The 25,485-nt window shown below is 73.3% G+C and carries 24 protein-coding genes; 13 read left to right on the top strand and 11 right to left on the bottom strand.

The annotated features are described in order from the left end of the window. The first annotated feature begins 30 nt into the window (after positions 1–30). Both BM414_RS24195 and BM414_RS24200 read left to right on the top strand, forming a co-directional pair. A complete protein-coding gene (locus BM414_RS24195; RefSeq protein ID WP_093583772.1) occupies positions 31–618 on the top strand; it encodes a TetR/AcrR family transcriptional regulator in 588 nt (195 codons plus the stop codon). Positions 619–635: 17 nt separating this feature from the next. After that, on the top strand, positions 636–815 hold the full coding sequence (locus tag BM414_RS24200) for a hypothetical protein (protein WP_093583774.1): 180 nt from the start codon (positions 636–638) through the stop codon (positions 813–815). Here BM414_RS24200 and BM414_RS31945 read toward each other — a convergent pair. Continuing rightward, positions 808–942 carry a helix-turn-helix domain-containing protein gene (locus tag BM414_RS31945; RefSeq protein ID WP_425432375.1) on the bottom strand — a complete coding sequence of 45 codons (135 nt, stop codon included), beginning with the start codon at positions 940–942 and terminating at the stop codon, positions 808–810. The two genes, BM414_RS24200 and BM414_RS31945, sit on opposite strands and share 8 nt — an antisense overlap. Beyond that, the gene (locus tag BM414_RS24205; RefSeq protein WP_175551777.1) at positions 879–3,563 is read right to left on the bottom strand and encodes an AAA family ATPase; all 2,685 of its coding nucleotides are present in this window, start codon (positions 3,561–3,563) and stop codon (positions 879–881) included. Before BM414_RS24205 ends, BM414_RS31945 begins: the two co-directional genes overlap by 64 nt. Positions 3,564–3,757: 194 nt before the next feature. Here BM414_RS24205 and BM414_RS24210 point away from each other — a divergent pair, with 194 nt between their 5' ends. The 3 genes from BM414_RS24210 to BM414_RS24220 are packed head-to-tail and all read left to right on the top strand — an operon-like array spanning position 3,758 to position 6,557. Then, positions 3,758–4,669 carry an ABC transporter ATP-binding protein gene (locus BM414_RS24210; protein ID WP_093583778.1) on the top strand — a complete coding sequence of 304 codons (912 nt, stop codon included), beginning with the start codon at positions 3,758–3,760 and terminating at the stop codon, positions 4,667–4,669. 26 nt (positions 4,670–4,695) lie between these two features. After that, positions 4,696–5,532 carry a hypothetical protein gene (locus tag BM414_RS24215; protein ID WP_093583779.1) on the top strand — a complete coding sequence of 279 codons (837 nt, stop codon included), beginning with the start codon at positions 4,696–4,698 and terminating at the stop codon, positions 5,530–5,532. Continuing rightward, positions 5,529–6,557 carry an NAD(P)-dependent alcohol dehydrogenase gene (locus BM414_RS24220; RefSeq protein ID WP_245784958.1) on the top strand — a complete coding sequence of 343 codons (1,029 nt, stop codon included), beginning with the start codon at positions 5,529–5,531 and terminating at the stop codon, positions 6,555–6,557. Before BM414_RS24215 ends, BM414_RS24220 begins: the two co-directional genes overlap by 4 nt. Before the next feature lie 168 nt (positions 6,558–6,725). Here the strand turns inward: BM414_RS24220 and BM414_RS24225 are convergent, their stop codons facing one another. Further along, positions 6,726–9,629, bottom strand: a complete 2,904-nt coding sequence (locus BM414_RS24225) for an AfsR/SARP family transcriptional regulator (RefSeq protein ID WP_093583781.1) — start codon at positions 9,627–9,629, stop codon at positions 6,726–6,728. Positions 9,630–9,696: 67 nt separating this feature from the next. Between BM414_RS24225 and BM414_RS24230 the strand changes: the two genes are divergently transcribed. From BM414_RS24230 to BM414_RS24255, 5 genes are all read left to right on the top strand, one after another. Further along, complete coding sequence (locus tag BM414_RS24230) at positions 9,697–10,026, top strand: hypothetical protein (protein WP_093583783.1); 330 nt, start codon at positions 9,697–9,699, stop codon at positions 10,024–10,026. Positions 10,027–10,062: 36 nt separating this feature from the next. Further along, positions 10,063–10,782 (top strand): DUF4386 family protein, encoded by a 720-nt coding sequence (locus BM414_RS24235; protein ID WP_093583784.1) that lies wholly within the window; start codon positions 10,063–10,065, stop codon positions 10,780–10,782. Positions 10,783–10,787: 5 nt separating this feature from the next. After that, on the top strand, positions 10,788–11,384 hold the full coding sequence (locus tag BM414_RS24240; protein ID WP_093583786.1) for a hypothetical protein: 597 nt from the start codon (positions 10,788–10,790) through the stop codon (positions 11,382–11,384). Continuing rightward, entirely contained in the window at positions 11,381–12,325 is a 945-nt protein-coding gene (locus BM414_RS24245; RefSeq protein WP_093583788.1) for an NAD-dependent epimerase/dehydratase family protein, read from the top strand. Before BM414_RS24240 ends, BM414_RS24245 begins: the two co-directional genes overlap by 4 nt. 237 nt (positions 12,326–12,562) lie before the next feature. After that, entirely contained in the window at positions 12,563–13,318 is a 756-nt protein-coding gene (locus BM414_RS24255) for a DUF4389 domain-containing protein (protein ID WP_093583792.1), read from the top strand. Between the two features lie 137 nt (positions 13,319–13,455). On the opposite strand, the gene BM414_RS24260 is transcribed toward BM414_RS24255, so the two are convergent. Both BM414_RS24260 and BM414_RS24265 read right to left on the bottom strand, forming a co-directional pair. Next, positions 13,456–14,127, bottom strand: a complete 672-nt coding sequence (locus BM414_RS24260; protein WP_093583794.1) for a hypothetical protein — start codon at positions 14,125–14,127, stop codon at positions 13,456–13,458. Beyond that, positions 14,124–14,468 (bottom strand): YrdB family protein, encoded by a 345-nt coding sequence (locus BM414_RS24265; RefSeq protein ID WP_093583796.1) that lies wholly within the window; start codon positions 14,466–14,468, stop codon positions 14,124–14,126. Before BM414_RS24265 ends, BM414_RS24260 begins: the two co-directional genes overlap by 4 nt. A gap of 153 nt (positions 14,469–14,621) precedes the next feature. Here BM414_RS24265 and BM414_RS31110 point away from each other — a divergent pair, with 153 nt between their 5' ends. Together BM414_RS31110 and BM414_RS24275 are read left to right on the top strand one after the other, a co-directional pair. Beyond that, positions 14,622–15,734 (top strand): sensor histidine kinase, encoded by a 1,113-nt coding sequence (locus tag BM414_RS31110; RefSeq protein WP_093583797.1) that lies wholly within the window; start codon positions 14,622–14,624, stop codon positions 15,732–15,734. Further along, positions 15,731–16,390, top strand: coding sequence for a response regulator (locus tag BM414_RS24275; RefSeq protein ID WP_245784959.1), 660 nt, complete (start codon positions 15,731–15,733; stop codon positions 16,388–16,390). Before BM414_RS31110 ends, BM414_RS24275 begins: the two co-directional genes overlap by 4 nt. Positions 16,391–16,579: 189 nt before the next feature. On the opposite strand, the gene BM414_RS24280 is transcribed toward BM414_RS24275, so the two are convergent. From BM414_RS24280 to BM414_RS24295, 5 genes are all read right to left on the bottom strand, one after another. Continuing rightward, positions 16,580–17,086, bottom strand: coding sequence for an FBP domain-containing protein (locus BM414_RS24280; RefSeq protein WP_093583801.1), 507 nt, complete (start codon positions 17,084–17,086; stop codon positions 16,580–16,582). Positions 17,087–17,117: 31 nt separating this feature from the next. Then, the gene (locus BM414_RS24285; RefSeq protein WP_093583803.1) at positions 17,118–17,546 is read right to left on the bottom strand and encodes an NAD(P)-binding protein; all 429 of its coding nucleotides are present in this window, start codon (positions 17,544–17,546) and stop codon (positions 17,118–17,120) included. A gap of 94 nt (positions 17,547–17,640) precedes the next feature. Beyond that, a complete protein-coding gene (locus BM414_RS24290; protein WP_093583805.1) occupies positions 17,641–20,916 on the bottom strand; it encodes a heavy metal translocating P-type ATPase in 3,276 nt (1,091 codons plus the stop codon). A 233-nt stretch (positions 20,917–21,149) separates the two neighbouring features. Further along, complete coding sequence (locus BM414_RS29690; protein WP_175551778.1) at positions 21,150–21,317, bottom strand: hypothetical protein; 168 nt, start codon at positions 21,315–21,317, stop codon at positions 21,150–21,152. Positions 21,318–21,452: 135 nt separating this feature from the next. Further along, entirely contained in the window at positions 21,453–21,659 is a 207-nt protein-coding gene (locus BM414_RS24295) for a heavy-metal-associated domain-containing protein (protein ID WP_093583807.1), read from the bottom strand. 179 nt (positions 21,660–21,838) lie between these two features. Here BM414_RS24295 and BM414_RS24300 point away from each other — a divergent pair, with 179 nt between their 5' ends. After that, positions 21,839–25,126, top strand: coding sequence for an AfsR/SARP family transcriptional regulator (locus BM414_RS24300; RefSeq protein ID WP_093583809.1), 3,288 nt, complete (start codon positions 21,839–21,841; stop codon positions 25,124–25,126). Here the strand turns inward: BM414_RS24300 and BM414_RS24305 are convergent. Further along, the gene (locus BM414_RS24305) at positions 25,113–25,340 is read right to left on the bottom strand and encodes a cation transporter (protein ID WP_139246022.1); all 228 of its coding nucleotides are present in this window, start codon (positions 25,338–25,340) and stop codon (positions 25,113–25,115) included. The two genes, BM414_RS24300 and BM414_RS24305, sit on opposite strands and share 14 nt — an antisense overlap. Positions 25,341–25,485: the final 145 nt, after the last annotated feature.

Below are 25,485 nucleotides of genomic sequence, written 5' to 3' on the forward strand. Positions count from 1 at the left end.
CGGCATGTCGCTCGGTCCGGCCCTGCCCGCATGAAGTCGGCTCCCGCGCGGCGACGCCGAGGGGCGGCCCTCGATGATGCGATCAAGGCGGCGGTGCTCGACATCGTCATCGAGCAGGGCGTCGGCGGCGTCAGCATGGAGTCGGTCGCGGCACGGGCCGCCACCAGCAAGCCGGTTCTCTACCGGCGATGGGACGGTCGCGCGGCCCTGCTGCGGGACACGCTCGTCCCGCTGGCGATGTCGGCCATTCCGCACACCGACACCGGCAGTTATCGCGGTGACATGTTGGCCATCCTGCATGGGTGGGCCGACTTCTTCGCCAGCCCCGTGGGCGTCATCGGTCCGGCCATCGTGGGCGCCATGCCCCATGACCCCGAGCTGGCCGAGGCCTTCCGGGGCGGCGTGATCGGCTGGCGGAAGAAGGCCATGTCAGAAACGCTCGAGCGAGGCATCGCCCGTGGGGAGGTGCGCCCGGACGTGGAGGTGGAGATCGCCCGCGAACTCGGTCAGGCCGTGCTCTGGCACCGCTTCCTCGTCACCGGCGACCCGGTCACCACCGAACTCATCGAACACGTCGTCGACCACATCCTGCTGCCCTACGTGGCTCCGAGGACCTGACGGACACAGCGGCGCCTGTGCACCGCTATTACGCAGTGGCGATCTGCCTGCTCGCCGCCCAGCGAGTGGAGGACGGGGAGCGCGGCGCCGACGCGCAGCTGCGCGGCGTGTTCACGTCGGCCCTGGAGGCGGGGGACGTGGACGTGGCGGCCCGCGCTGAGACTGCCCTGGCCGCCGCCCGCAGCCGCGTCAGCTGAGCTGGAGCTGGAGCTGGGCCAGCTCGACGCGGGACCGGACACCGAGCTTGGAGTAGACGTTGCTCAGGTGGTACTCCACCGTCCGGGGACTGAGGAACAACCGAGCGGCGATGTCACGGTTGGCCAGGCCGGCGCTGACGAGCAGCGCTGTCTGCCGTTCCTGGGCTGTGAGGTCCCCGGCGGTCGCGACGTCGCGCTTGCGGGCCGTGGCCCCGGACGCTCGCAGCTCCTGCCGCGCGCGCTCGGCCCATGGTTCGGCTCGGAGCTCGGTGAACACCCGCAGGGCGGCGCCGAGGTGGGTGCGGGCGTCGACGCGGCGCCGGTTGCGGCGCAGGAACTCGCCGTACGCCAGCTGGGTTCGGGCCTGGGAGGCCGGACGGGTGCTGCGGCTGTGGAGCAGGAGCGCCTGGCTGAAATGTCGTTCGGCGTCCTCGCCGGTGCTGATCCGCGCTCGCCCGTGCTCGGCCATCGCCGCCGGCCATGGCTCGTCGACGGCGGCGGCGAACGCATCGAGGTCATCGGCCCAGCTGTGTACGAGGTCGGGTCGTCCTGCCCGGGTGGCTGCCTCCAGCCGGTCGATCGCGGCGGTCCTGCCGATCGTGGGATGCCGGATGCGGCCCAGGTGGTGCAGCGCTCCCTCGACGTCGGATGCGTTGGCGGCGAGGACTCCCCGTGTGCCCAGGCCGCCATGTCGGCAGCCGCGACCCCGACGATGCCGACCGGTTGCGCGGCGAGGATGGCGTCCAGCTCGTCAAGGGCGTCGGTCGAGGAGGCCTCCCCGCGCAGTGCGCCGAGCAGACCTACCCAGGCCAGGGGCATGGTGGTGAGCGGCAGCTGTCCCGTGCCGCGGGCCAGCACCAGTGCCTCGTTGGCCGCCGCGGCCGCGGTGCTCCACTCGCCGGTGGGAACGCGGCCCGACGGCAGCCGGGACAGCGCCTGCACCGCGGTGGTGACCGATCCGTTGTCCCGCGCGAGCGTGAGCAGCGCCTCGTAGCTGCGCTGCACGACGGTCACGTCACCGAGGTGCATGGCGGCGATGCCGACGACGACCAGCAGATCGGCCTCCGGTGGCAGCGTCTCCGCTGCCCTGAACGCCTCTCGCCACGCGGTCGCGGTGGGGCCCATCTCCCGGAGCAGGAAGTGGCGGTGTCCACGCAGGAGCGCCGAGAAGCACCGCAATCGCGGCGGCGATGCCTCCGGCAGCGACGGCAGGCTGAAGTCGAGACCCTCGTCGTCGGGGGAGACGCCGGCTCCCCAGGTCGCGAGTGCGGTGGCCTGCATGCGCATGCCCAGGGCGCGGGAGGCATCGAGCTCGGCAACCTCACCGGCGGCTTTCAGGATGATTCGCCGTCCCGTCTCCGGTGAGCCGATGTGCCACTCGATGCGGCCGCGGAGGGCGTCCACGTCGGCCCGCAGCAGGGGATCGACGGTGTCGTGCCGGGCTTCGTCGGCCAGCTCACGGGCGTGCATGCCGTCGCCGGCCAGCCACGCGCTCCGGGCGGCGGCGAGCAGTCGAGTGGCGCGTGCGCCCGCGGTGCTGCTGAGTTGCGCGGCGCGTTCGGCAGCGGCGCTCGCGGCCTCGTGGCCGCCGCGGTGGGTGGCGCGCTCGGCGACTGCGTCGAGCCCGTCGGCGACGACGTCATCGGGGCCGGTGGTGGCCAGCGCGGCGTGCCAGGACGCGCGGTCCGCGTCGCCCGCCCGCACGAGGACCGCCGCGAGAGCCCGGTGCGCGGCCTGCCGCTGGGAGGTAGTCGCCGCGGCGTAGACCGTCGACCGCACCAGCGGATGGCGCAGCCGTACCTCGCCGCCACTGACCCGGACCAGCCCGGAGAGTTCGGCGCCGTCGAGGGCGGCCTCCCCGGCACCGAGTCTCGTGGCGGCCTGCTGGACGACCGACAGGTGCCCGGAGTCGTCGGCCGCGGCGACGAGCAGCATGGTCTGGGCGTCCCCGGGTAGCCGGCGCGACCGGTCGAGGAACGCCCGCTCGACTCCCTCGGTCAGCGGCAAGTGCGCCGGAAGGCGGTCCCGGCCGGTCAGCTGCCCCTCCGACAGCACGTTCGGGAGCTCGACGAGCGCGAGCGGGTTCCCGCCGGTGCGTTCCCGCAGTGCCGCTCGTACCGCGCCACTCATCGCGGTTCCCGGGTGCTCGGCGAGCAGGGCGTCGGCGGCGTCGGCGTCCAGCCCGGACACGGTCAGTTGGGGCAGACCGACCCCGTCGAAGCGGCGTGCCTGGTCGTCACGGACGGCGAAGACCATCGCGATGCGGTCCGCGGCGATGCGGCGGGCGACGAACAAGAGAGCCTCGGCGGACGCGGTGTCGAGCCAGTGGGCGTCGTCGACGACGCAGACGAGCGGCTGCTGCTCCGCGGCCTCGGCAAGCAGTGAGAGGACCGCGGCGAAGACGAGGAACCGGTCGTCGCCGCCTGCATCAGCTGCCCGGACCAGGGCCTGGCGTTCACCGAGCGCTCGGCGGAGGGCGTGCGCCTGGACGGGCGGGATGTCATCCAGCCTGCCCAGGAGGGGCCGCAGCAACCGGTGCAGCGCCGCGAAGGCCAGCGGGGACTCCGATTCGATGCCGGCGGTCCACAGCACGGTCGCGTCGCCGGTCCGCTCGCCGAGATCGGACAGCAAGGCGGTCTTGCCAACGCCGGGCTCACCGCGCACGACGAGCGCACCGCCCCGGGACGCCGCGGCGCCGGCGACGACCCCGTCCAGCCGTGCGCGCTCCGCTCCTCGCCCGTGGAGCACGTGCCGGACCGTACTCCGCCCGGACACCGGCGAACCGGCCCGCGAGCCCGCGACCACGTGGAAACCCCGTGGTTCCACGGAGGCGACCGACCGCCGTCCCCGAGCAGCCTCTATCGCATCCACCCCAGCCCAGGAGAGCGACATGACACCTCAACCCCACGACCGGAGCAACCCCACGACCGGAGCGCACACCGATGATCACCGTCTCCGGACTCACGAAGCAGTACGGCAGCCACGTCGCCGTCGACGACCTGACCTTCGAGGTCGCCGCCAGCCGGGTCACCGGGTTCATCGGCCCCAACGGCGCCGGCAAGTCCACGACAATGCGGATGATGGTCGGCCTCACCCGGCCCGACCGCGGTGAGGTCCGCTGCTCCGGCGTCCCCTACCGCGACCTCAAGAGCCCCGCACGGACCGTCGGCTCCGTCCTCGACGCCCGGTGCATGCACCCCGGCCGAACGGCCCGCAACCACCTGCGTGCCACCGCCGCCCTCAGCAGGATCCCGGGCAGCCGGGTCGAGGCCGTCCTGGCCGAGGTCGGCCTCGAGACCGCGGCGGATCAGCGGGCGGGCACCTTCTCCCTCGGCATGCGGCAGCGCCTCGCCCTGGCCGGCGCACTGCTCGGAGACCCGGAGATCCTGCTCCTCGACGAGCCGTCCAACGGCCTGGACCCCGCCGGCATCCGCTGGCTGCGCGACCACCACAGCGCCTTCGCCGCTCGGGGCGGCACGGTCTTCGTCTCCAGCCACCTCATCAGCGAGCTCAGCATGTTCGCCCACGACCTCGTGGTCATCGGCGGCGGAAAACTCCTCGCCGCCGAGCCCGTCGTGGCGATCACCGCACGTAACGCCGTCGCCGTGGTCATCGAGACCCCGGACGCGGTCCGGCTCCTGGACCTGCTCGCCGAGCGCGGTCTCGCCGCCGACGCCGTCGCCGGCCGGGTGGTCGTCCGCGGCACCAGCCGGGCCGCGGTCTCCCAGGTCGCCTACGACTCCGGCATCCACGTCGTCGGTCTCACCGAGACCTCCCGCTCGCTCGAGGACAGCCTGCTCGACATGACCAGGTCCTCCGCGGAGTTCGCCTCCGCCCCGTCCGCCACCCGCTGACCCGCACCCGAGAAGAGGACCCACCGATGGACATCACCGACGTGACCGTGCAGCCGCTCCCGGCGGCACCCCACCTCACCGAGCGCCGCCCGCCCGTCCGAGCCCGCGGCGACGACGCCAGGGCCATCGGCGCCGCCCTCCGCAGCGACTGGATCAAGGCCTCCACCGTCCGTTCGAACCGGGCCGTCCTCGGCCTCACCGCCGTGGGCGGTCTCGTCGTCTCCTGGGCCGTCTCGGTGCTCGTCACCGACGAGGTGCTGACCGTGGCCGAGGTCGGCTTCTACTGGAGCAGCGTGTCCTCCATGCTGGCCGCCATCGCCGGGGTGCTGCTCTTCGGCTCCGAGGTCCAGCACGGGACCCTGGGCCCCGCGGTCGCCGCCCGCCCCGCACGGTGGGTGCTCGCGACGTCCAAGACGATCACGGCGGCCGGCCTGGGCCTGCTGGTCGGAGCCGTCGGCCTCGCGGCCGGCTTCGGAGGCGCGGCGATCGCCGGCCTCGGCGCGGGGGACATCGCGTCCCTGCCCGCCACGGTCGGCTGGGCCCTGCTGTTCAGCGCGCTCTCCGCCCTCCTCGGCCTGGGGATCAGCATGATCGTCCGGCAGAGCACGGGGGCCATCGCCGGCATCCTCGTCTGGGGCTTCGTCGTGGAGAACCTGGTCAAGCTCTTCCTCGCCGAAGAAGCCGCCCGATTCCTCCCCTTCGTCGCGGGCAACCACCTGCTCGCCTACGACTCCGACCTGGAGTCCGCCCACGCGATCGCCATCGCCCTGACCCGCGCCGAGAACGCCGCCGTCTTCGGGGGCTACGCAGCCGTGGCGCTCGCCGTCGGAACGCTCCTGCTGTACCGCCGGGACACCGAATGACCGGCCCGGCAGCGCCCCCCGCCGGACGCCTCACCATGCGGGCGGTCGTCCAGGACCGGTACGGCGAGGCCGAAGACGTCCTGCGCGAGGAGCAGATCCACCGGCCCGAGATCGGGGACAGCGAGGTGCTGGTCCGCGTGCATGCGGCCGGTGTCGACCGCGGTGTCTGGCACCTCATGACCGGCCTGGCCTACCCCGTCCGGCTGGCCGGGTACGGCGCCCGGGCTCCCAAGACGCGCGTGCGGGGCTCCGATCTCGCGGGAGTCGTCGAGGCGGTCGGCACGGACGTCACCACGCTGCACCCGGGCGACGCCGTATTCGGCTACGGCATCGGCTCCTTCGCCGAGTACGCGGCCGCCCCCGAGGCCAAGCTCGCGCAGAAGCCGGAGAACCTGACCTTCGTGCAGGCGGCGGCCGTCCCCGTCTCTGGCCTGACCGCGCTGCAGGCCCTGCGCGACCACGCCCGGGTGCGACCGGGGCAGCGGGTCCTCGTCATCGGCGCCTCCGGTGGCGTCGGCACCTTCGCCGTCCAGATCGCCAAGGCCTTCGGCGCCGAGGTCACCGGCGTCTGCAGCACCGCCAAGATCGACCTCGTCCGCTCCATCGGCGCCGACCACGTCATCGACTACCAGACCGACGACGCGCTGACCTGCGGAGACCAGCGCTACGACGTCATCCTGGACACCGGAGGGCACCGCTCCCTGCGGCAGTTGCGCCGAGCCCTCACCTCCCAGGGGACCCTCGTGCTCGTCGGCTCGGAGACCGGCGGGCGGTGGCTCGGTGGCATGGACCGCCTGCTGCGCGCGATGGCGCTCTCCCCGTTCGTCGGCCAGCAGCTGCGCGGTTTCATGAACTCGGAGAACGCGGCCGACCTCGTCGTCCTCGCCGATCTCATCGAGTCCGGCGCGGTGACCCCGGCCGTCGACCGGACGTACCCGCTCGGCGAGGCCCCGGCGGCCGTCGCCCGGGTCCGCGACGGCCAGGCCCGCGGCAAGGTCGTCATCGACCTCGAGCGCCGCGCCTGACGCAGCATCGTGCCCACCTCCGCGACGCCGCGGCGGTGGGAACGACGTCGGGTCGAGCGGCCGCTACGCGATCTCCCGGTGCAGCAGCCGCCACAGACCGGCCGCGAGGGGCAGGAGGATTCACCAGGGGAACGTGGCGAGCAGGTGCAGCCACCGGCTGTTCATCGATCACCCGGATGGACCGCCGCGTGCGGCGGTCGCCAGGGCGTGCACTTCGCGATCACCGATGCGCTCGGCGTCGGCGCCGATGGCCCGGAGGTCTTCCTCGGCGCCGGGTTCACCGTCCTCTGCACGCATGGTCGCCCGCAGGCAGGCGGCGAGCAGGGCGCCCTCGCCGGCGCCGGACTCGTCGTACCAGCGGTGGGCTGCGTCCAGCAGTGTGCGTGCGGCGGGTCGGTCGCCGGCGCCGCGCAGGACCTCCGCCTGGGCTACGTGGGCGAGCGTGAGCAGCCGGCGGTCTCCGGCGAGTTGGGCACCGGCGACGGCCCTGTGCAGGGTGTCGGCTGCGGCTGGGTCGCCGGACTGGTGCTGGGCGCGGCCGAGGTGCACGCGGTGCAGCGAGGCTGCCCCGCCGAATCCGAGCCTGTCTGCAGACTCGGCGGCGTCCCCGTGGTGGGCTACGGCGTCGGAGAAGCGCCCTTCGGCGTGGGCGATTCTGCCGAGCGCGCCTTCGGCGTGCAGCAGCGCCCAGTTGTCTCCGATCGGCCGCAGGATCCTGATGGCCTGCTCACAGGCGGCGCGGCCGCCGGTCGTGTCGCCGAGTGCGAGGGCTGCGAACGCCGTGAGCAGCAGGCTGCCGCCCTCCTCCCAGGTGGCTCCCGTGGCGGCGTAGGCGTCCCGGCAGTGCGCCAGGTCGGTCAGCGCCTCGGCGGCACGGCCTTCCTGGGGTAGGACGAAGCCGTTGTACCAACGGGCCTGCAGGGCCAGCGACGCGTCGTTCCCGGCCAGGGCGGTGGCCCGGTCGAGGAGGCTGCGGGCCGGTTTGAGGTCTCCCGACATCGCCTCGAACCAGCTCTCCAGCAGCAGCGCGCGCACCTCGAGGTCGCGCGGTGGGTGGTCGGCGGCGAGGCGCGCGGCGCGCAGCCGGCCGGCGGCGGCCCCGTCATCGAGCAGCACCCACGCCCAGCCGAGGTCGACGGCGATCCGCAGCCCGGTGAGGGGATTGGTGCCCTGGGCCCGAGCGAGGGCGGCGTCGATCGTGGCCCGCTCGGCCGCAGTGACGGCGACCTGCGCGGCCTGGGCGGGGCCGCGCACCGTCGCGGCGACGTCGGCGGCCAGTTGCGCGGTCCAGGAGACGAGTGCGTCGGCTGCCGCACCGGCGGCCCCGGCCTCGGTCGCCCGGTCGGCGGCGAAGGCGCGGATGCTGTCCAGCAGCCGGTAGCGGGTTCCTCCGGCGGCGTCCGCGTCGGCGGTGACCAGCGAGCGGTCGACCAGGCGGTCGACGACGTCGAGCGCGGCGGCGCGTGGCACCCCGAGTGCGGCCAGGACGTGCTCGAGGGCCGGCATGGTGGCCCCGCCCGGGTACTGCGCCAGGGCCCACAGGCCGCGCTGGTCGTCGGGGAAGAGCAGGTCGTAGCTCCAGGACAGCGCGGCGGCGAGGGTGCGCCGGCGCTCCGGGCGGGTCGACGTCGGATCGGCGAGGAGCGTGAACCGGTCATCGAGCCGCCGGACAATCTCGGGCACCGACATGATCCGCGTCCGCGCCGCTGCCAGCTCGATGGCCAGCGGAAGGCAGTCCAGGGCGTGGCAGAGCTGCGCCACGGACGGCGTGGCGTCCGCCGTCAGGGTGAATGAGGGCCGCCGCTCGGTGGCGCGCTGTGCGAACAGGGATACGGCGTCGGCCTCCGGCAGCGGGCCGAGCGAAACGACCAGCTCGCCGTCGAGCCCGAGCGACCGTTGGCTGGTGACCAGCAGCCGCACCCGCGGCGCGCCGGTGAGGACGGCCGCGACAAGCGCCGCGACCGGCTCCGCGAGGTGCTCGCAGTTGTCGAGCAGCAGCAGCATGTCGCTTCCGCGCAGGTAGGTGGCGACATCCCGGCGGACGCCGTCCACCGCTGGAACGGCGTCTGCGATGGCGACGGGCACCTCATCAGCGGTCCGGGCGCCCTCCAGCCGGACCAGCCACGCACCGTCCGGGGCGGTGTTCCGGCCGGCGGCTTCCACCGCCAGCCGCGTCTTGCCCACGCCGGCGGGACCCACGACCGTGACCAGGCGGTTCCCGCCGAGGGCCTGCAGCAGCCCGGCCAGGTCGTCGACGCGCCCCACGAGCGGGGTCGCCGGCATCGGTACGTTCCCGAGACGGCGCGCTGGAGGCGGCGACCGGACGGCGGGCGCGAGCCCCGGGTCGTGTCTCAACACCTGGCGCTCGAGTGCTGCCAGCTCGGCGCCCGGGTCCACGCCGAGCTCGTCGGACAGGATGCGCGACACCCGCCGGGAGGCCGCCAGGGCATCGGACTGGCGCCCGGCGCCGTAGAGAGCGGTGATCAGCAGCGCCCACAGCCGCTCGCGCAGGGGGTGCGCGGCGACCAGCGACTCCAGCTCGCCGACGACCTCCCCGGTGGCGCCCAGGGCCAGGCGCGCGGCGAGCTCGTCCTCGATCAGCCGGACTCGTGTCTCCTCGAGGCGGACGCGGTGCGGCAGGACCCACTCCGCCGCGCCCGCCGCGGGCAGCACCTCGCCGTCGAACAGGGCCAGCCCCTCCCGGCAGGTGGCCTCTGCCGCGTCGGCTTTCCCCGCGGCCAGCAGCGCGCCGCCCTCGTCGGCGAGCCGGAGGACGTGCAGGGCGTCCACCCGGCCGGGGTCGATGGCCAGCGTGTACCCCTCGGGTCCGCCGGTCAGCGCGGACGGGGCGCCCAGGGCCCGGCGCAACTGCGACACCTTCGTCTGCAGGGTGTTCAGCCGAGTCCCCGGGGTGCCGGGCCACAGCTCCTCGACCAACCGCTCGGCGCGGACCGGACGGCCGGCGTCCAGCGCGAGGCGCACCAGCAGCTCGGTGGTCAGGCCGCTGGGCACGGGCGCGGGCGCCCCGTCGCGCCGCACCTCCACCCGACCCAGCACCGCGACGGTGATCACCGAGCGAGCCTAGGGCCGTCAGCCCGCCGTCAGTGCGTCGTCAGCCGTCCCGTCGAGGCTTCCCCGCATGGCAGCCAGCACAGACCCGGAACAACTGATCCGGGACCTCATCGCGGGCAGCGACGGCAGCACCGCCGCTCTTCGCGAGGCCGCCCGCACCAGCGCCCACCCGGCGGTGCTCGTCGCCGCCGCCCTCATCACCCCCGCGGGGACCGACCTGCTCGACCGGGCCGCCGCGGCCGCCAACGGCACCCGCGACCGCCAGCTGGTCGCGATCGCCACGGCTCACCTGCGCGGCGACCACGACCGTGCCCTCCTGCTGGCCCGCGACCACCTGGCCACCCATCCCGACTCCCTGCTGGTCGCCCACATCGCCGCGCTGTCCACCCAGCGCTGACCGCCCACCAAGCCCTCACCGACAAGGAATCCCGTCATGACCCCTCGCCGCACCGCCGCCCTCCTGATCACCGCAGCCGTGCTCGCCAACGTGGCCTTCACCGGCCTCGGGGCCGTCTTCGACTACCCCGACGTGCTCAAGCAGCCCGCCGGCGACGTTCTCGCCTCCTTCCGCGACTCCCAGGGCGCCGTCACCGCCTGGTTCTTGGCCCTTGCCCTGAGCGCGGCGCTGCTGGCACCCATCGCGGTGGGCGTGGGCCGGCTCTCGACCGCCCGCCCCATGCGGTGGGCGGTGCCCATCGGGATGGCCGCCGCCGCCGTCCAGGTCGTCGGTCTGCTCCGCTGGCCGCTGCTGGTACCCGGATGGGCCACCACCGCCGCCGGCGCCGACCCGGTCGCCGCCGCGGACGCCCGCTCGTCGTTCGGCACCGCCAACCGCGTGCTCGGCAACGTGATCGGCGAGACCGGCGGCTATCTGCTCACCGCCGCCTGGACGCTGTTCGTTCTCGCTGCCCTCGGGACCGCGTTCGCCGGCCGCTGGTTCGTCGCCCTCGGCTCGGTGTCAGCTGCTCTGGTCGCAGCCGGGGTGCTCTCACCCCTGGACCTGCCGTTGGTCGACACCGCCAACTTCGTCGGCTACGTCCTGTGGAGCGCCTGGCTGCTTGCCTTCGCCGCCGTCCTGATCCTGCGGCACCGCCGCCGGACCACCGTCCCCGTCCCGCCGGCCGCCGCCGCTGCCGCAACTGTAGGGAGCTGACCCCCATGACCATCTTCGGTTCCTCCCCGATGTCCCGTGTCCGTGCGTGGCTGATCTGGACCGCCGGATTCCTCGCCTTCCCCATCGCCGGCCTCGCCGGCAACGCGGTCGCCGGCCGCGTCGACGACCCGATCGCCGCGCTGCTGGGCGGGGCCGTCGCCGGAGCCGTGCTCGGCGCCGGACAAACGCTGGCCAGCCGCGGAAGGCTGGACATCCGCACGTGGGTGCCGGCCACCGCGATCGGCATGGGCGTCGGACTCCTCCTCGGCGCGGTCACCGTCGGCTACCGCACCTCCCTGGCCGACCTGGCCCTGATGGGCGCGGTCACCGGACTGGTCCTCGGTCCTGCGCAAGCACTGGCGCTGCCCCGCGCCACCCGCCTGCGCTGGCTCTGGGCCGCCGCGATGCCCGCCCTGTGGGCGCTGGGCTGGAGCGCCACCACCCTCGGCGGGATCGTCGTGGACAACCAGTTCACCGTCTTCGGCGCCTACGGCGCGATCACCTTCTCCGCCCTGTCCGGGCTGCTCCTGCTTCCCCTCCTGCCCACCCACCGCGCGGCCCACTCCGCCGCGGACCCGACACCGAGCGAGGCGCGCGCATGAACACCGCGCCACGGCACGTCATCTTTGGCACCGGCGCCATCGGCCTGGCGACACTCGACGCGCTGCGCCGCCGCGGCGAGACCGCCCGGCTGATCAACCGCTCAGGGACCGCCCGCGTCCCCGACGACGTCGAGGTCATCGGCGGCGACGCCCGCGACCCCGCCTTCAGCACCGACGTGACCCGGGGCGCCGGCGTCGTCTACCAGACCCTCAACCCTGCCTACTCGGAGTGGACCGCGCAGTTCCCCCCGCTGCAGGCCGGTGTGCTCGCCGCCGCCGAGACCGCCGGTGCCCGGCTGGTCAGCATGGAGAACGTCTATATGTACGGACGCCCGGCCGGCCGGCCGCTCACCGAGGACCGCGCCTACGACGCGCACACCACCAAGGGACAACTCCGCGGCCGAATGGCCGGCGACCTGCTCGCCGCGCACGACGCGGGACGCGTCGAGGTGGCGATCGGCCGAGCCTCGGACTACTTCGGCCCCCGCGGCGGCGCCCAATCCAACCTCGGCGACCGACTCTTCCCGGCCGCACTCGCCGGCAAGACGGCCACCGTGCTCGGCAACCCCGACCAGCCGCACACCTACACCTACATCCCCGACATCGGCGAAGGCCTCGCCGTCCTGGGCGAGCACCCCGACGCCCCCGGACACGTGTGGCACCTGCCCAACGACCCCGACACCCGCACCACCCGAAAGCTGGTCGACACTGTCTACCGACACGCCGGTCACCCGGCCGGCAAGCTGCGCGCGATGTCCCCGCTGCTACTCCGCGCACTGGGCCTGCTCAACCCGACCCTGCGGGAACTGGTCGAGATGCAGTACCAGTTCGACGAGCCGTTCATCGTCGACAGCAGCACCATCACCGACAAGCTGGGCATCCGGGCCACGCCACTCGACCAAGCTCTCGCCGACACCCTGCAGAGCTACCACCATGGCTGACGACGAGTTCGCCCGGCCGATGGGGATGACCGATCGGCAGCGCACGGGTGGGAACGCCCGCGTGACCGTCGTCGGAGCCGAACTCGCGCAGCCGCCCGCGATCCCGTTGACACCCCTCCCGGCCGCGAGGAGCGTCGCCCCCGCCACCTCACGCCGTGGGGTGCAGCACCAGCGGGGGAGCTCGGCCGCCACTCCGGCGGTCGCCGGAACGGGCAGCCGCCGGGCGGAGAGGTCGTCGTGACCGAGCACCGCACCTCCTATCCGGTCCGGGTCGACGGGACGTCGGACCCCGAAGCCGTCTCCCGCGGGCTGTGGCTGGTCAAGTGGCTGTTGCTGATACCGCATCTGGTGGTGCTGCTGTTCCTGTGGCTGGCCTTCTACGCGGTTGGCATCGTGGCGTTCTTCGCCATCCTGATCACCGGCCGCTACCCGCGGGCGATGTTCGACTTCAACGTCGGCGTCCTGCGCTGGTCGTGGCGGGTGCACTACTACGGCTACGGGGCGCTGGCCACCGACCGCTACCCGCCGTTCACGCTGAAGGAGGTGGCGGACTATCCGGCGCACCTGGACGTCGACTATCCCGAGCGGCTGTCCCGGGGGCTCGTCCTGGTCAAGTGGTGGCTGCTGGCCATCCCGCACTACGTGATCGTGGGGATCTTCGTCGGCGGCGGCCTGTGGTTCGGCACCCAGGGAAGCGACGCGAACGACAGCTGGGCGGCCGGCGGGCTGGTCGGGCTGCTCGTGCTCATCACCGGCATCGTCGTGCTGTTCACCGGCCGATACCCCCGGCCGCTGTACGACTTCATCCTCGGCATGGACCGCTGGGCCCTCCGGGTTGCCGCCTACGCCGCGCTGATGACCGACCGGTACCCGCCTTTCCGCCTCGATCAGGGCGGCATCGACCCTGGCTCGACCCCGGCCATTCCCACGCCTCCGCCGCCGTCCGGTGTGCCCAGTGGCCCCGCCCCCGTGACCCCCGCGCCGGTCGCCTAGCGGCTGGCAGTCGCGGGACGACGGCTGCGTCGGAGCCGCGGTCAGCCGAGGGAAATAGACGGATCGGCCGCCATGCCCGGTGGGCTGGTTGCCGTTCTTCGCTCGTTCGCCGTCGGCGCGGTGGCGCTGCCCCGCCGTCACGCCTGACCGCCGGATCCATCCGGGCGGCACCGGGATCGCCGCGATGCGGCGATCCCGGTGCCGCCCACGACGAGCAGCAGCAGCGGCAGGCCGACGTAGAGCGTCGCCGTCAGTAGTGGCGACGGAACGACAAAAGACGTCGCGCCGGCCAGGAGCAGCGGCGCCAGCGCCCAAGCCGCCACGACGAGCCAGCGCGGGCACAGCCGGGCCCTATGCGCTCCGATGGTTGCGGCAACAGCGAAGACGGCCAGTGTGACCAGCTTGACGCCGTCCACCCCGTCGATGGCTGCCCGCAGGGCCGAGGTCCGATCGGGGTCGTCGCCGTCGATCCCCGCGAGGAGGACGACGAACAGCGCGACCTGCACCCAGGACAGCACGGCTGCCGCCACACCGGCGGCCAGGACGGGACCGCGGCCGCCGAGCCGATGGGCGGCCAGCAGGACCAGGCTGACGGCCAGCACCGCCAGGGCGGCCCCCGCCGTGCCGTGGACGAGCAGTGACTGGATGAGCGCACCGAGCCGGTGGTCCGCGAGCTGTTCGTGCACCTCGACCGGCGATGCACCGGCGGGTACAGCGGGGGCTGCGAGGAGTCCGACGGCCCAGGCCAGGACGTAGGTGACCGACGCGGCTGCCGCCCAGCGCGCGGGGCCGGCGGCGGGGGACCTCACTGGTCCCACCAGGCCAGCAGCGCCGCGTTGACGGCCGCGGCGACGCCGAGCGCACCGGCCATCTGCGGCCGGCCGGCAGCGACGAGGGCGGCGACGGCCGAGGCGAAGACGGCGAGCTGGACGGCCAGCTGCGCCGGCGCCGGGAGCTGCACGGTGGCCCGCGGCGAGGCGAACAGACCCCACGCGACGGCGGCGACCAGCGGCGCGCCGAGCCCGGCCAGCACCCGGACCGCGGGCGAGGCGGAGAGCTGGAAGCCCCAGTAGGCCAGCGCGCCCAGTGCGCTGAGCTCGAGGGCGAAGCGGGCGGCCAGGTTGGCGCCCTGGAGTGCGCTGAGGACCATCTCGGCTCCTTTCCGAACGGATGACAGAAGCCTGGCCGCGGCCGCGGTCCCCGTCGTCGGCGTCCGGGTGGAATCGGCGATCTCCACCCGACACGTTCGAGGTCCACCCGGAGGTGGATCCCGCGGAGCGGGCGGACCTGGCACTGTCGCCGGGTGCAGGTTCGCGCCCGGTTGCTGACCTCGGTGGGGTTCGCCGTCGTCGCCTTGGTCGTCGTGGCCAACGCCGCCGGCGTCGTCGGCTTCGGCCTCAGCGGTCCGGCAGCGCAGGTCACCACGGCCAGCGCGGCGTACGCGGTGGCCGCGGGAGTGTTCTTGCTGTGGGTGGAAGCGCCGCGCCGGGTCGTGGTCGGCCTGCTGGTCGCGATGGCGGTCGCCGCCACCGCGGTCCGCAACGCCGACCCCGACGGGCCGGTGGTGGCGCTCTTCCTCATCATGGCGTTCGCCCCGCTCCGACTCCCGGTCCGGGAGGCGGCAGCGACCGCTGTCGCCTCGGCGCTGCTGTTCAACCTCGAACAGGTCCACAGCGCGGAGTCACCCGCGCTGTTTGTCCTGGTCACCGATGGCGGTGCGGCGTTCTTCTTCCTCATGGGGTGGCTGCTGCGCCGGGAGCACGAGCAGCGCCAGGAGCTGGAGGCCACCCGGGACGCCGAGCGGGTGGCCGCCGCGCTGGCGGAGCGCTCCCGGCTGGCCCGGGAGATGCACGACGTGCTCGCCCACACGCTCTCCGGTCTGGCCGTCCACCTCGAAGGTGCCCGCCTGCTGGCGCGGGCCAGGCACACGGCTCCCGAGGTCGTCACGGCCCTGGACGACGCACACCGGCTGGCCCGGGCCGGTCTCTCCGAGGCCCGCCGGGCCGTCGCCACGCTGCGGGGCGACGAGCTCCCCGGCCCCGAGCTGGTGCCCCAGCTGGTCGAGGAGCACCGCCGAGCCGGTGGCAGCTGCACCCTGACGGTCAGCGGGGACCCCGTTCCGCTGGACCCGGACGCACGGCTCGCCGTCTACCGCACCGTGCAGGAAGGGCTGAGCAACATCCGCAAGCACGCGCCGGACGCTCCGGCCGAGGTCACCATCCGATGGGGAGGCAGTGCGGTGGTGGTCGTCGTCCAGGACCACGGCGGGGCGCCGGCGGGGGAGCCCGCGTCCGGTCTGACCGGTTACGGCCTGACCGGTATCGCCGAACGGGCGGACTTGTTGGGTGGGCGATTCCGCGCCACGCACGGCGCCGACGGGTTCCGGGTCGAGCTCGCCGTCCCGGTGACGTCGTGACCGTCCGGGTCCTCGTCGTCGACGACCAGCGGGTGGTGCGCGACGGTCTAGCCGTCCTGCTGGGCCTGCTCCCCGACATTGAGGTGGTCGGCAGCGTCGAGGACGGCGAGCAGGCCCTCGGCGCCGTGGCCCGGTTCCTTCCCGACGTCGTCCTGATGGACCTGCGCATGCCGCGGATGGACGGCATCGAGGCCACCCGGCGCCTGCGCGCAGACCACCCGGCCGTGGCCGTCCTGGCGCTGACCACGTACGCGGACGACGAGTCCGTGGTGGGTGCCCTGCGCGCCGGCGCCCGCGGCTATCTGACCAAGGACGCGGGGGCGGACGAGATCGCGCGGGCCATCGCGGTGGTGGCCTCCGGGCAGATGGTCCTGGACACCGCCGCCCAGTTGCGGGTCGTCGAGAGCCTCGGCGGTCGACCGGAGGGCGCCCGGACGCCGGACGTCCGATCCTTGCCCGACGACCTCACCGAGAGGGAGGCGGAGGTGCTGGGCCTCATCGCCGAGGGCCTGTCCAACGCCGAGATCGCCGCGCGACTCGTTGTCAGCCAGGCCACCGTGAAGACGCACGTCAACCATATCTTCGCCAAGACCGGCGCCCGCGACCGCGCCCAGGCCGTCGCCTACGCCTACCGCACGGGGCTCGCCGCTCACTGAAGTCGCCGTGACCGTCTGGTCTGGCAGGTGGACGAGCGGTGCACGCCATCCCGAGCGAGATCGGCGTGTACGGCTGTGTTCCTCGGCGACGCCTGAGCCGGGCCCGCCGGGAAGCCTGGCGGGCCCGGCCGGCAGCCGCCGCTCGCTGCGGCCCGGCCCCGGCGGCTGCCGGACCCGACGGGGGGCAGGTCAGCCCGCGTCAGGCGGGCGCACGACGTGGTCGGCGAATCCGTCCAGCCTCGCCTGCAGGGAGGCGATGCGGGCGGGGAGCACCTCGTCGGGGTCACGGTCGCGCAGCCACGGGGGGATCTCCGTCCGGACACGGTGGGAGCAGTCGAGGTCGGCGCAGATGTACTGGCCGATGGTGTTGCCGTTGCGGCCGGCCTCTCCCGCGCGCCTGGCGGTGAAGAGCGAGACGTCGGCTCCGGACTGCGCGCTCTCGCACAGCAGGCACATCGCGGCCGTCCTGCTCGACATGCGGCTGTCTGCGGCCCGCAGTGCGATGCCCAAGGGACGGTCGTCCTGCCAGAGCACGGCGTAGCCGCGCAGGGGTGCGCGAGGATCGCGCCAGCCGAGGAACTCACGCTCGTCCCAGGGCATGTCGTTCAGATGCGGCGGCAGGTTCATGGCCGCTGCTTCGCTGCGCGAGCAGTTGACGAAGGAGCGGCGGATCTCCTTCTCGGTGAGCGGTCTCATCAGGTGGACGCCTCCTCGGGTGGTCGTGGGGTCAGTTGACGGGGGCCAGCCGTGCGGCGAGCGCGGCGGCGTCGTCGTGACCGATGAGCAGCTCGTCGTAGTGCTGCCCCTGCAGACGCAGGCGCAGGGCCGGCTGGCCCCGGCGGACGTCGACGAAGCGCCGTGCGCCGCGGCCGCGCCAGGTCCCGATCTTGCGCCGGCCAGGGATGGCCAGACCGGGCGCACGCAGGCCGCGGGCGGCTGCGAGCCCGTCGGACACCGCCTCGGCGCTGGTGATGGCCGAGCGCGGGAAGACCTGGTGCGGGCGGACTGCTGCGACTCGGGAGAAGCGCGGCCACGACCCGCCGGGCTGCTCGCCGCCCTCGAGCAGCGTGAAGCTGAGGCCGGTGGTGCGGAGGGCGTGACCGGCGGCGAGTCCGGCCTGGCCGGCGCCGACGACGATGACGTCGTACTCGCGCATGGCGATCCCCCAGAGGGCAGCGGTGATGGGTCGGTGGTGGCCCGGCGGCCGACCGGTGCGGGTACGGTCGGCCGCCGAGCGCTTGTGCGGTGGGTCAGTGGGCGTCGACGGTGAACGGCACGGTGAGCACGCCGCCGTCGGCGGTGCGGAACTGGCCCCACAACTGGTAGGTGCCGGCGGCGTCGAACTGCGCGTGCACGTCCAGCTCCGGGCCGAACGTCGTGCCGGGCATCGCGAACAAGGGCCGGCCTCTGCTGTCTTCGACCTCGGCGTGCTCGTGGGCGAATGTCGTTCCGTCGGCCCGCATGACGACGACGTGTCCGGCAGCGGCGAGGAACGGCTGCAGGTCGTCGATCGGCTCGCCGGTGGTCGCGTCGGTGAACTTGAAGTGCAGGTCGCTGCGCTCGCCGACGACGGCGTCGCCGCCGAGCTCGACGCGGACGCCGTCGACGACGACCTCCCGCGGGCTCTCGGTGAGGACGACCGGTGCAGGGGCGTCGCCGGTGACGGTGACGTACTGGCGCTGGTGGACATCGCTCATCTGCCCCTGCTGCCGGACCTCGGTGTTGACGATGTACCGCCCGGCGGTCGGGAAGGTGAGGTCGACGGCGAGCCGGCCCGCCTCACCCGTCGGCTCCGGGTGGACGTGGGCGAAGGTCCCGAGGTCGTCGCGGGTGGCGATGAGGTGCATCCACGCCTCGTGGCTGCGGGTGATGTCCTCGATCGGCTCGCCGGTCTCGGCGTCGACGACCGTGGCGGTGACCCGGGTGGGAACGCCCGGGCGGGTGCTGTCGGGCACGTCGAGCTGGACGTCCATGCCGGCGTCGTCGGCGCTGGCCGAGTCGATCTCGGCGGTCATCATGACGCTCATCGCCGGCCGCATCGGCATGCCGGTTGTCTGCATCCAGGCGAGCGTGCCGTTCATGCCGCGCTCAGCGAAGTCCATCCGGGAGACGGCGGTCAGGGCAGTGCCGATCGCGACGGCAACGACGGCGATGCCGGTCAGGTAGGCGTACTGCCCGATCCGCTGACGCAGCGGCGGGTGCTCGATCTCGTGCACCGTCTCCGGGCGGCGGAACCGGCGCAGCCGCAGGGCATTGGTCAGTACGCTGACCGAGCTCATCGCCATCGCTGCGGAGGCGAGCACCGGGTCGAGCAGCAGCTCGTCGAACCAGTACAAGGCGCCGGCGGCGACCGGGATGAGCAGCACGTTGTAGGCGAAGGCGAACGCCAGCCCCTGCCGCATGACGCTGACTGTCCGGCGGGACAGAGCGATCGCCGAGACTATGCTGCGCAGGTCACCGCCGACGAGGGTGACGTCGGAGGCGGCGATGGCGACGTCGGCGCCGGTGCCGATGGCGATGCCGAGGTCGGCCTGGGCGAGTGCGGCGGCGTCGTTGACACCGTCGCCGGACATGGCGACGACGTGGCCCTGCGCCTGTAGGTCGGCGACCTTGGCGGCCTTGTCAGCAGGAAGCACGTCGGCGAGGACGTTGTCGATGCCGACCTCACGGGCGACGGCGTGGGCGGTCGCGGGGTTGTCGCCGGTGATCATCCACACCTGCAGGCCGAGGGCCTTGAGCTGCGCGATCGCCTCGGGGCTCTCGGCCTTGATGGTGTCGGCGACGGTGACCAGACCGGCGGCGCGCTCGTCGACGGCGACGTACATCGGGGTGCCGCCCTGCTCGGCCCGCGCGAGCGCGGCCGCACCCAAGAGACTGACGTCGACGCTGGCGCGCTCCATCAGGGCGGCGTTGCCCACACGCAGCCGGTGGCCGTCGACGGTCGCGACGAGGCCGTGCCCTGGGATGGAGTCGAAGCCGTCGACGGGCGGCAGCGTGAGGCCGCGGTCGCGGGCGGCGGTGACGATCGCCTGCGCGACCGGGTGCTCGCTGGCCGTCTCGGCCGCTGCGACCAGACGCAGCAGCTCCTCGGAGGTCCAGCCGTCGACGACGGTGACGTCGGTCAGCGCCGGCTTGCCCTGGGTGATGGTGCCGGTCTTGTCGAGGACCACGGCGGTCAGCCGGCGGGCCTGCTCGAGCGCGTCTCCGTTGCTGATGAGGATGCCAAGTTCGGCGGCACGGCCGGTGCCGACCATGACGGCGGTGGGCGTCGCGAGGCCCAGGGCGCACGGGCAGGCGATGATCAGCACGGCGATCGAGGTGGTGACGGCCATCGTCGTGCTCTCGCCGTCCGGGCCGAACACCGCCCATGCCAGGGCGGTGAGCAGCGCGGTCAGGATGACGGCCGGAACGAACACGGACGACACCTTGTCCGCCAGGCGCTGCATCGGGACCTTGCTGCCCTGGGCGTCCTCGACGAGCCGGACGATCTGCGCGAGGGCGGTGTCGTCGCCGACGGCCGTGGTGCGCATGAGCACGGTGCCGGTGGTGTTGATGGTCGCGCCGATCAGCTGGTCGCCTTCGGCCTTGTCCACCGGGAGGCTCTCGCCGGTGAGCATGCTCTCGTCGACGGTGGTGGTGCCGCTGGCGACGACGCCGTCGACGGGAATCTTCCCGCCGGGCCGGATGCGGACGATGTCGCCGACGGCGACCTGCTCGACCGGGATGTCGACCTCGAGCCCGTCCCGCACGACGCGGGCGGTCTTCGGCGCCAGCCCGACGAGGGCCGTGACGGCAGCCGCGGTGGCCTTCTTGGCGCGCGCTTCCATCCACTTCCCGGCCAGCACCAGCGCGACGATGATCAGGCTCGTCTCGTAGTACACGTGCAGCGGCAGTCCGAGCTGCTCGACCTGTGCGGGCCACAGGGTGACGAACGTGCTGTATGTCCAGGCCACACCGGTGCCGAGCGCGACGAGCGTGGTCATGTTGGTGCTGCGGTGCTTGGCGGCCTGCCACGCGCTGGCGTAGATGCTCTTGCCGGCCCAGTACTGGACGACGGTGGCGACGACGAAGATCGCCGGCATCAGCCAGTCCATCGTGTCGATGTACAGGGGCACGTACATCAGGCCCATGAGGCCAAGGCCGGTGGCGAGCGCGATCTGCCACGTGCGCTTCATGCGGTTCAGCTCGCGGTCACGCTCGGCGGTGTCGTCCCCGCCCGTGGCCGTCGTGGGCGCAACTGGCCCGCCTGCCTTCGTCTCCTGCTTGGGGGTAGCGCCGTACCCGGCGGCGGTGACCGCCCCGATGAGCTCGTCGAGGTCGACCGTGTTCGGGTCGTAGGTGACGGTGGCGACTTCGGTCGCCAGGTTGACCTGGGCGGTGTCTACGCCGTCGACCTTGTTGAGGCGCTTCTCGATCCGCCGGACGCACGAGGCGCACGTCATGCCGGTGATCTCCAGGTTGCACACGACCGCCGCGGTGTCGTTGCTGCGCCCGGTGTCTCGGGTGTGCTCGGCGGTGGTGGTCATGAGGTGCTCCTGAGTTGATGGGGCGCGCTGCGGTGTGGGTGCTTCGGTGGTGAGGCTGCTCAGCGGCGCTGTCCGGCGGCTGTCCGGACGGTGTTGCGCCCGCTGATCTCGGCCAGGTGCTGGCGGGTGGCGGTTCAGCGGCTGCAGCGGACCCGGACGGGGATGAGGTCACGCTCGGGCTGGGTGTGGTTGTCGACGCTGGCCGGGGCGGTCGTGTTCGACCCGTGAGGGGTTCACATGCAGTGGGCGGTGGCGGCCGTGTCCTTGTCATTGCAGGCGAGCAGGAGGCTGGCGCCGAGGCGGAGCTCGGGGGTGAACAGTCGGGCGGTGATGCGGAAGAACGGGATGTCGCGGGCGTCGTCCCAGATCGCCGGGATGTTCTCGGACGGGGTGGTGGTCATGGCGTCCTCCTCAGGGCGTCTCGTTGGTGAGGTGACTGTGAGCGGTGGGGGCCGGCTTCGCCCCGGCGATATGGCCGGGTTGCGCCTGTCGGCGCTCCGGCGGAGCAGGAGATCTGGGCTCCGCCGGAGCGGCGTTCAGGACGCGAGGGTGTAGCCAGCCTCCTCGACCGCCTCGCGGACCTTGTCGGTGCTGACGGGCTGCTCGCTGGTGACGGTGACGGTGCCGGTGGCCAGGTCGACGTCGACGGCGGTGACTCCGGCGACGGCGCTGACCTCGGCGCGGACCGAGCGGCTGCAGTGGTCGCAGGTCATCCCGGTCACGGTGCAGGTCTGGCTGCTCATGGGTTCTCCTCCTCCTCGTGCCGGCGGCGTGCCGGCCGGTGACGTCACAATCGCGGCCGGGGCTGTCGCCGCGCTGTCCGCACCCGGCCGGATGCGGCCGCCGCGGACAGCGGCGCTCCGTTTCCTGCACGAGTGGGGGCGCCGGGTACAGACTTCGGACGGCCAGTAGGGGGTGCGCCGTGACCGAGGTCGAGTTCCGCCTGTTCGGCGCCATGCAGCTGCGCGTCGACACTGAACCGGCGAAGCTGCCCGGGGCGGCCGAGCGCGGCTTGCTCGCTCTGCTGCTGCTCTCACCGGGCCGGACCGTCGCCGCCAGCTCGCTCATCGACCGGCTGTGGTCGGAGTCCGCTTTGCCGGCCGACCCGCTGAACGCCCTGCAGCTGCGGGTGTCGAAGCTGCGGCGGGCGCTTGCCGCGCACGGCGTTGACGTCATCGTCCGGGAGGCATCCGGATACCGCGCCGACGTCGACCTCGACCGCGTCGACCTGCACCGATTCGTGAGACTCGTGCAGGCTGCGCGCACCGCCGCGCGCAACACCGCTGCTGCGAACGCGCTGGCTCTGTACGACGAGGCGCTGGCGCTGTGGCGTGGTGATCCGCTCGCTGACTTCGCCGGCGAGGGCTGGGCGAGCGTGGAGACGGCCCGGTTGGATCAGCTGCACCAGGCTGCGCTGGCCGAGCGGGCCGAGGCGGCCCTGGTGGCGGGCCGGCACGTCGAGGTCGCCGCCGACCTCGAGCCGATCGTCGCGGGGGACCCCGGGCAGGAGGCGCTCGCCGGCCTGCTGATCACGGCCCTGTACCGCGCCGGTCGGCAGGCGGACGCGCTGGAGGTCTTCGCCCGCACCCGCCGTCACCTCGATGACGAGCTCGGGCTGCAGCCTTCCGCTGCGCTTCGCTCGCTGCACCAGCGCGTCCTCGAGCAGGACGATGCGCTGACAGCCGTGCCTGCACAGCCCGGTTCGGCCCGTGCGGCTGCCGCCGAGGCCGGACCGGCCGCGCCTGCACCGCAGACCCCGGCGGTCGGCCAGGATGCCGACACCGGACCGAAGCGGACCCTGCCGATCCCTTCGTTGCGGTTGATCGGACGCGACGACGAGCTCGCGCGGCTGAACGACGCGCTCACCCGTCAGCGCATCGTCACCTTGGTCGGCCCTGGCGGCGCCGGGAAGACGTCACTGGCCATGGCGTCTGCGCACCAGCTCGCCGACCACTTCGAGCAGCACGTCCATCTGGCCCGTCTGGCGGCGGTGAGCAACCCCTCTGATGTGCCGCTGGCGGTCGCGGACGCGCTCGGCGTGCCGCTGGACGGTGCCGACCCTAATGCGGCGGTGCGCGCCCGCCTGCTCGCCTATCTCGCGAACCGGCGGCTGCTGCTCGTGCTGGACAACTGCGAGCACGTCATCGACGCGGTCGCGACGCTCGTCGACCTCATTCTCGGCTCGGCCGCAGAAGTCACCGTGCTCGCGACCAGCCGGGAAGCCCTCGCCGTTCCTGGCGAGGTGCAGGTCAGCGTCGCGCCGCTCGCGGTGCCTCCCGACGGGACCCCCGCCGAGCAAGTGCTGCAGTTTCCAGCCGCTGCGCTGTTCATCGAGCGGGCGTCGGCTGTCCGCGCGAGCCTGGATCTGGCCGAGCCGAACCTGATGGCGCTGGCGCAGGTGTGCCGGCAGCTCGATGGCATGCCGCTCGCGCTCGAACTCGCCGCGGCACGCATGTCGTCGCTGTCCCTGCCGGACCTGGCAGACCGACTGGGGAACCGCTTCGGTCTGCTCACCAGCGGACCACGCACGGCGGAGGCCCGGCAACGGACCCTGCGCGCGACCGTCGAGTGGAGCCACGCGCTGCTCTCGCAGCCCGAACAGCAGGCATTCCGGCGCCTGGCCGTCTTCCACGGCGGCTGGACGCTCGAGGCAGCCGAGGCCGTCGTCGCGGGCGGGGACATCCCCGCCGGTGAGGTGTTCGACGCGCTCGACCACCTGGTCAACCGGTCGATGGTCGTGCTCGAGCCCGGTTCGCCGTCGCGGTACCGCATGCTCGAGACGCTGCGGCACTACGCGGTCGAGCAGCTCGACACCTCCGGGGAGCGAGACGACGCGGCAGCCCGGCACGCGATGTTCTTCCGGCACGTCGCCGAGCAGGCCGAGCAGGGCCTGCGCGGCCACGGACAGCGGGCGGCGCTGCAGCGGCTGCGCAACGAGCACGCCAACCTGCGGGCAGCGTTGGCGTGGCTGTCGGCCGACCCGAGCCGGGTCGAAGACGGGCTAGGACTGGCCGGCTCGCTCGCCCTGTTCTGGCACCTGGGACGGCACGGCGAGGGGCGAGAGGTGTTGTCGAAGCTCATCGCCACTCCCGGCGCGAGCCGGCAGGCACGAGCCCGGGCGCTGCAGGCGGTGTCGATCGTCGAGCGTCCACGGGCGTGCCTGGTGCATCCGAGCCCGCGCTGTGCGGAAACGGCGCTCGAGAGCTTGCAGCTGTTCGAGGCTGAGGGTGATGCGCATCGCGCTGCCCTGTCGAAGGTGCTGCTCGCCGTCGAGCTGCTCAACGGCTCGGACCCCGGCCGCTTGGCACAGCTGCTCGCCGAAGCGGACGAGCAGTTCACCACCCGGGCCGACGACTGGGGTCATGCGGTCGTCGCGTTCGTCCGCCTGCAGAACTTCATCCGCCGGGGCGACGAGCTGCGGGCGCGGGCGATGGGCCGGACCGCGTCAGAGGCGTTCCGCCGGCTCGATGACGGCTGGGGCCTGTCAGCTGTGCTCTACCACCTGGGCTGGGGGCTGAAGGAGTTCGGCCGGTACGCCGAGGCGATACCCGTCCTCGAGCAGGCGATCGAGGTGTCGAGCTCGGCTGGGGTGTTCAACACCGCCCAGTGGGCGCTGTCCGACCTCGGCGTCGCGCTGCTGGCTCTGGGCGAGCGCGCGGCGGCCTCGGCCGCGTTCGACCGGGCTGCGTCTGCGTCCGAGGAGGTCGGTGACGCCGCAGGTGTGGTTCTCGCCGGCCTGGGACGGGCGCAGATCGCACAGGTCGAGGGGGATGCGGCGTCGGCCCGGCCGCTGTTCGAGGAGGCGGTGCGCGGCTTGACCCGGCTGGGGACCCCGCTGTGGGGCGGGCACGCACTCGCTGGTGTCGCATGGTGCGACTGGCGTGACGGGATGCTGGACGACGCGGCTGAGCGGTACACGCAGGTGCACGCTGCCGGGCACCACTACGGCGAACCGACCTTGCTCGCGATCGGCCTGGAAGGTCTGGCGCGCGTGGCCGCCGCTGTGGGTCAGCGGGCCGAGGCCCAGGCGCGGCTCGACGAAGCCGTCGAGGTGCGGCAGGCGTCGGCGCGCCCGGCACCGCCGCACGAGCAGGCCGAGCTCGACGCCCTCTGGGGTCAGGTCGACGAGGCAGCCGGGGCGGCCGTTCGGCTGACTGCGCCGCGAGCTCCCGGGGACGTGACGAGGTCGGATCAGCTCACGTCGCAGTAACCGGTGCTGCGTCCACAACCTGCGGGGCGTAGTCGGAGCCGACGAACACGGCCAGGACGTCGGCGACGGTCATCGTGCCGCCGAGGACCACCGTGCCGGTCTTCGCGTCGGCCGTGATGGTCTCGACGCCGACGACGTCACGGAGCCAGCCGGTCACCTCGCGCACACAGTGCCTGCACCGCATCGATCCGACCGAGAGCCTCACCTCGGGCATCGCGCTCACCTTCGTCCAGCGGGCGTTCTTCTGACGCCACCCAAGGTGCCTCGCTGCGCTGTCCGTCCGCTGTCTACCGACGCGACCCGGGAGAGCGCCCGAGACCAGCTAGGCCGCGAGAGCGTCGTTTGGGACGCCGACAGCC

It is taken from the genome of Geodermatophilus amargosae (assembly GCF_900116515.1).
GTDB classification, from domain to species: Bacteria; Actinomycetota; Actinomycetes; order Mycobacteriales; family Geodermatophilaceae; genus Geodermatophilus; species Geodermatophilus amargosae.

What these genes read in the sequence shown, in the direction of transcription:
- BM414_RS24195 (WP_093583772.1), top strand. Translation starts at nt 31, where the DNA reads ATGAAGTCGGCTCCCGCGCGGCGACGCCGAGGGGCGGCCCTCGATGAT.
- BM414_RS24210 (WP_093583778.1), top strand. Translation starts at nt 3,758, where the DNA reads ATGATCACCGTCTCCGGACTCACGAAGCAGTACGGCAGCCACGTCGCC.
- BM414_RS24215 (WP_093583779.1), top strand. Translation starts at nt 4,696, where the DNA reads ATGGACATCACCGACGTGACCGTGCAGCCGCTCCCGGCGGCACCCCAC.
- BM414_RS24220 (WP_245784958.1), top strand. Translation starts at nt 5,529, where the DNA reads ATGACCGGCCCGGCAGCGCCCCCCGCCGGACGCCTCACCATGCGGGCG.
- BM414_RS24230 (WP_093583783.1), top strand. Translation starts at nt 9,697, where the DNA reads ATGGCAGCCAGCACAGACCCGGAACAACTGATCCGGGACCTCATCGCG.
- BM414_RS24235 (WP_093583784.1), top strand. Translation starts at nt 10,063, where the DNA reads ATGACCCCTCGCCGCACCGCCGCCCTCCTGATCACCGCAGCCGTGCTC.
- BM414_RS24240 (WP_093583786.1), top strand. Translation starts at nt 10,788, where the DNA reads ATGACCATCTTCGGTTCCTCCCCGATGTCCCGTGTCCGTGCGTGGCTG.
- BM414_RS24245 (WP_093583788.1), top strand. Translation starts at nt 11,381, where the DNA reads ATGAACACCGCGCCACGGCACGTCATCTTTGGCACCGGCGCCATCGGC.
- BM414_RS24265 (WP_093583796.1), bottom strand. Translation starts at nt 14,468, where the DNA reads ATGGTCCTCAGCGCACTCCAGGGCGCCAACCTGGCCGCCCGCTTCGCC.
- BM414_RS24280 (WP_093583801.1), bottom strand. Translation starts at nt 17,086, where the DNA reads ATGAGACCGCTCACCGAGAAGGAGATCCGCCGCTCCTTCGTCAACTGC.
- BM414_RS24285 (WP_093583803.1), bottom strand. Translation starts at nt 17,546, where the DNA reads ATGCGCGAGTACGACGTCATCGTCGTCGGCGCCGGCCAGGCCGGACTC.
- BM414_RS24290 (WP_093583805.1), bottom strand. Translation starts at nt 20,916, where the DNA reads ATGACCACCACCGCCGAGCACACCCGAGACACCGGGCGCAGCAACGAC.
- BM414_RS29690 (WP_175551778.1), bottom strand. Translation starts at nt 21,317, where the DNA reads ATGACCACCACCCCGTCCGAGAACATCCCGGCGATCTGGGACGACGCC.
- BM414_RS24295 (WP_093583807.1), bottom strand. Translation starts at nt 21,659, where the DNA reads ATGAGCAGCCAGACCTGCACCGTGACCGGGATGACCTGCGACCACTGC.
- BM414_RS24305 (WP_139246022.1), bottom strand. Translation starts at nt 25,340, where the DNA reads ATGCCCGAGGTGAGGCTCTCGGTCGGATCGATGCGGTGCAGGCACTGT.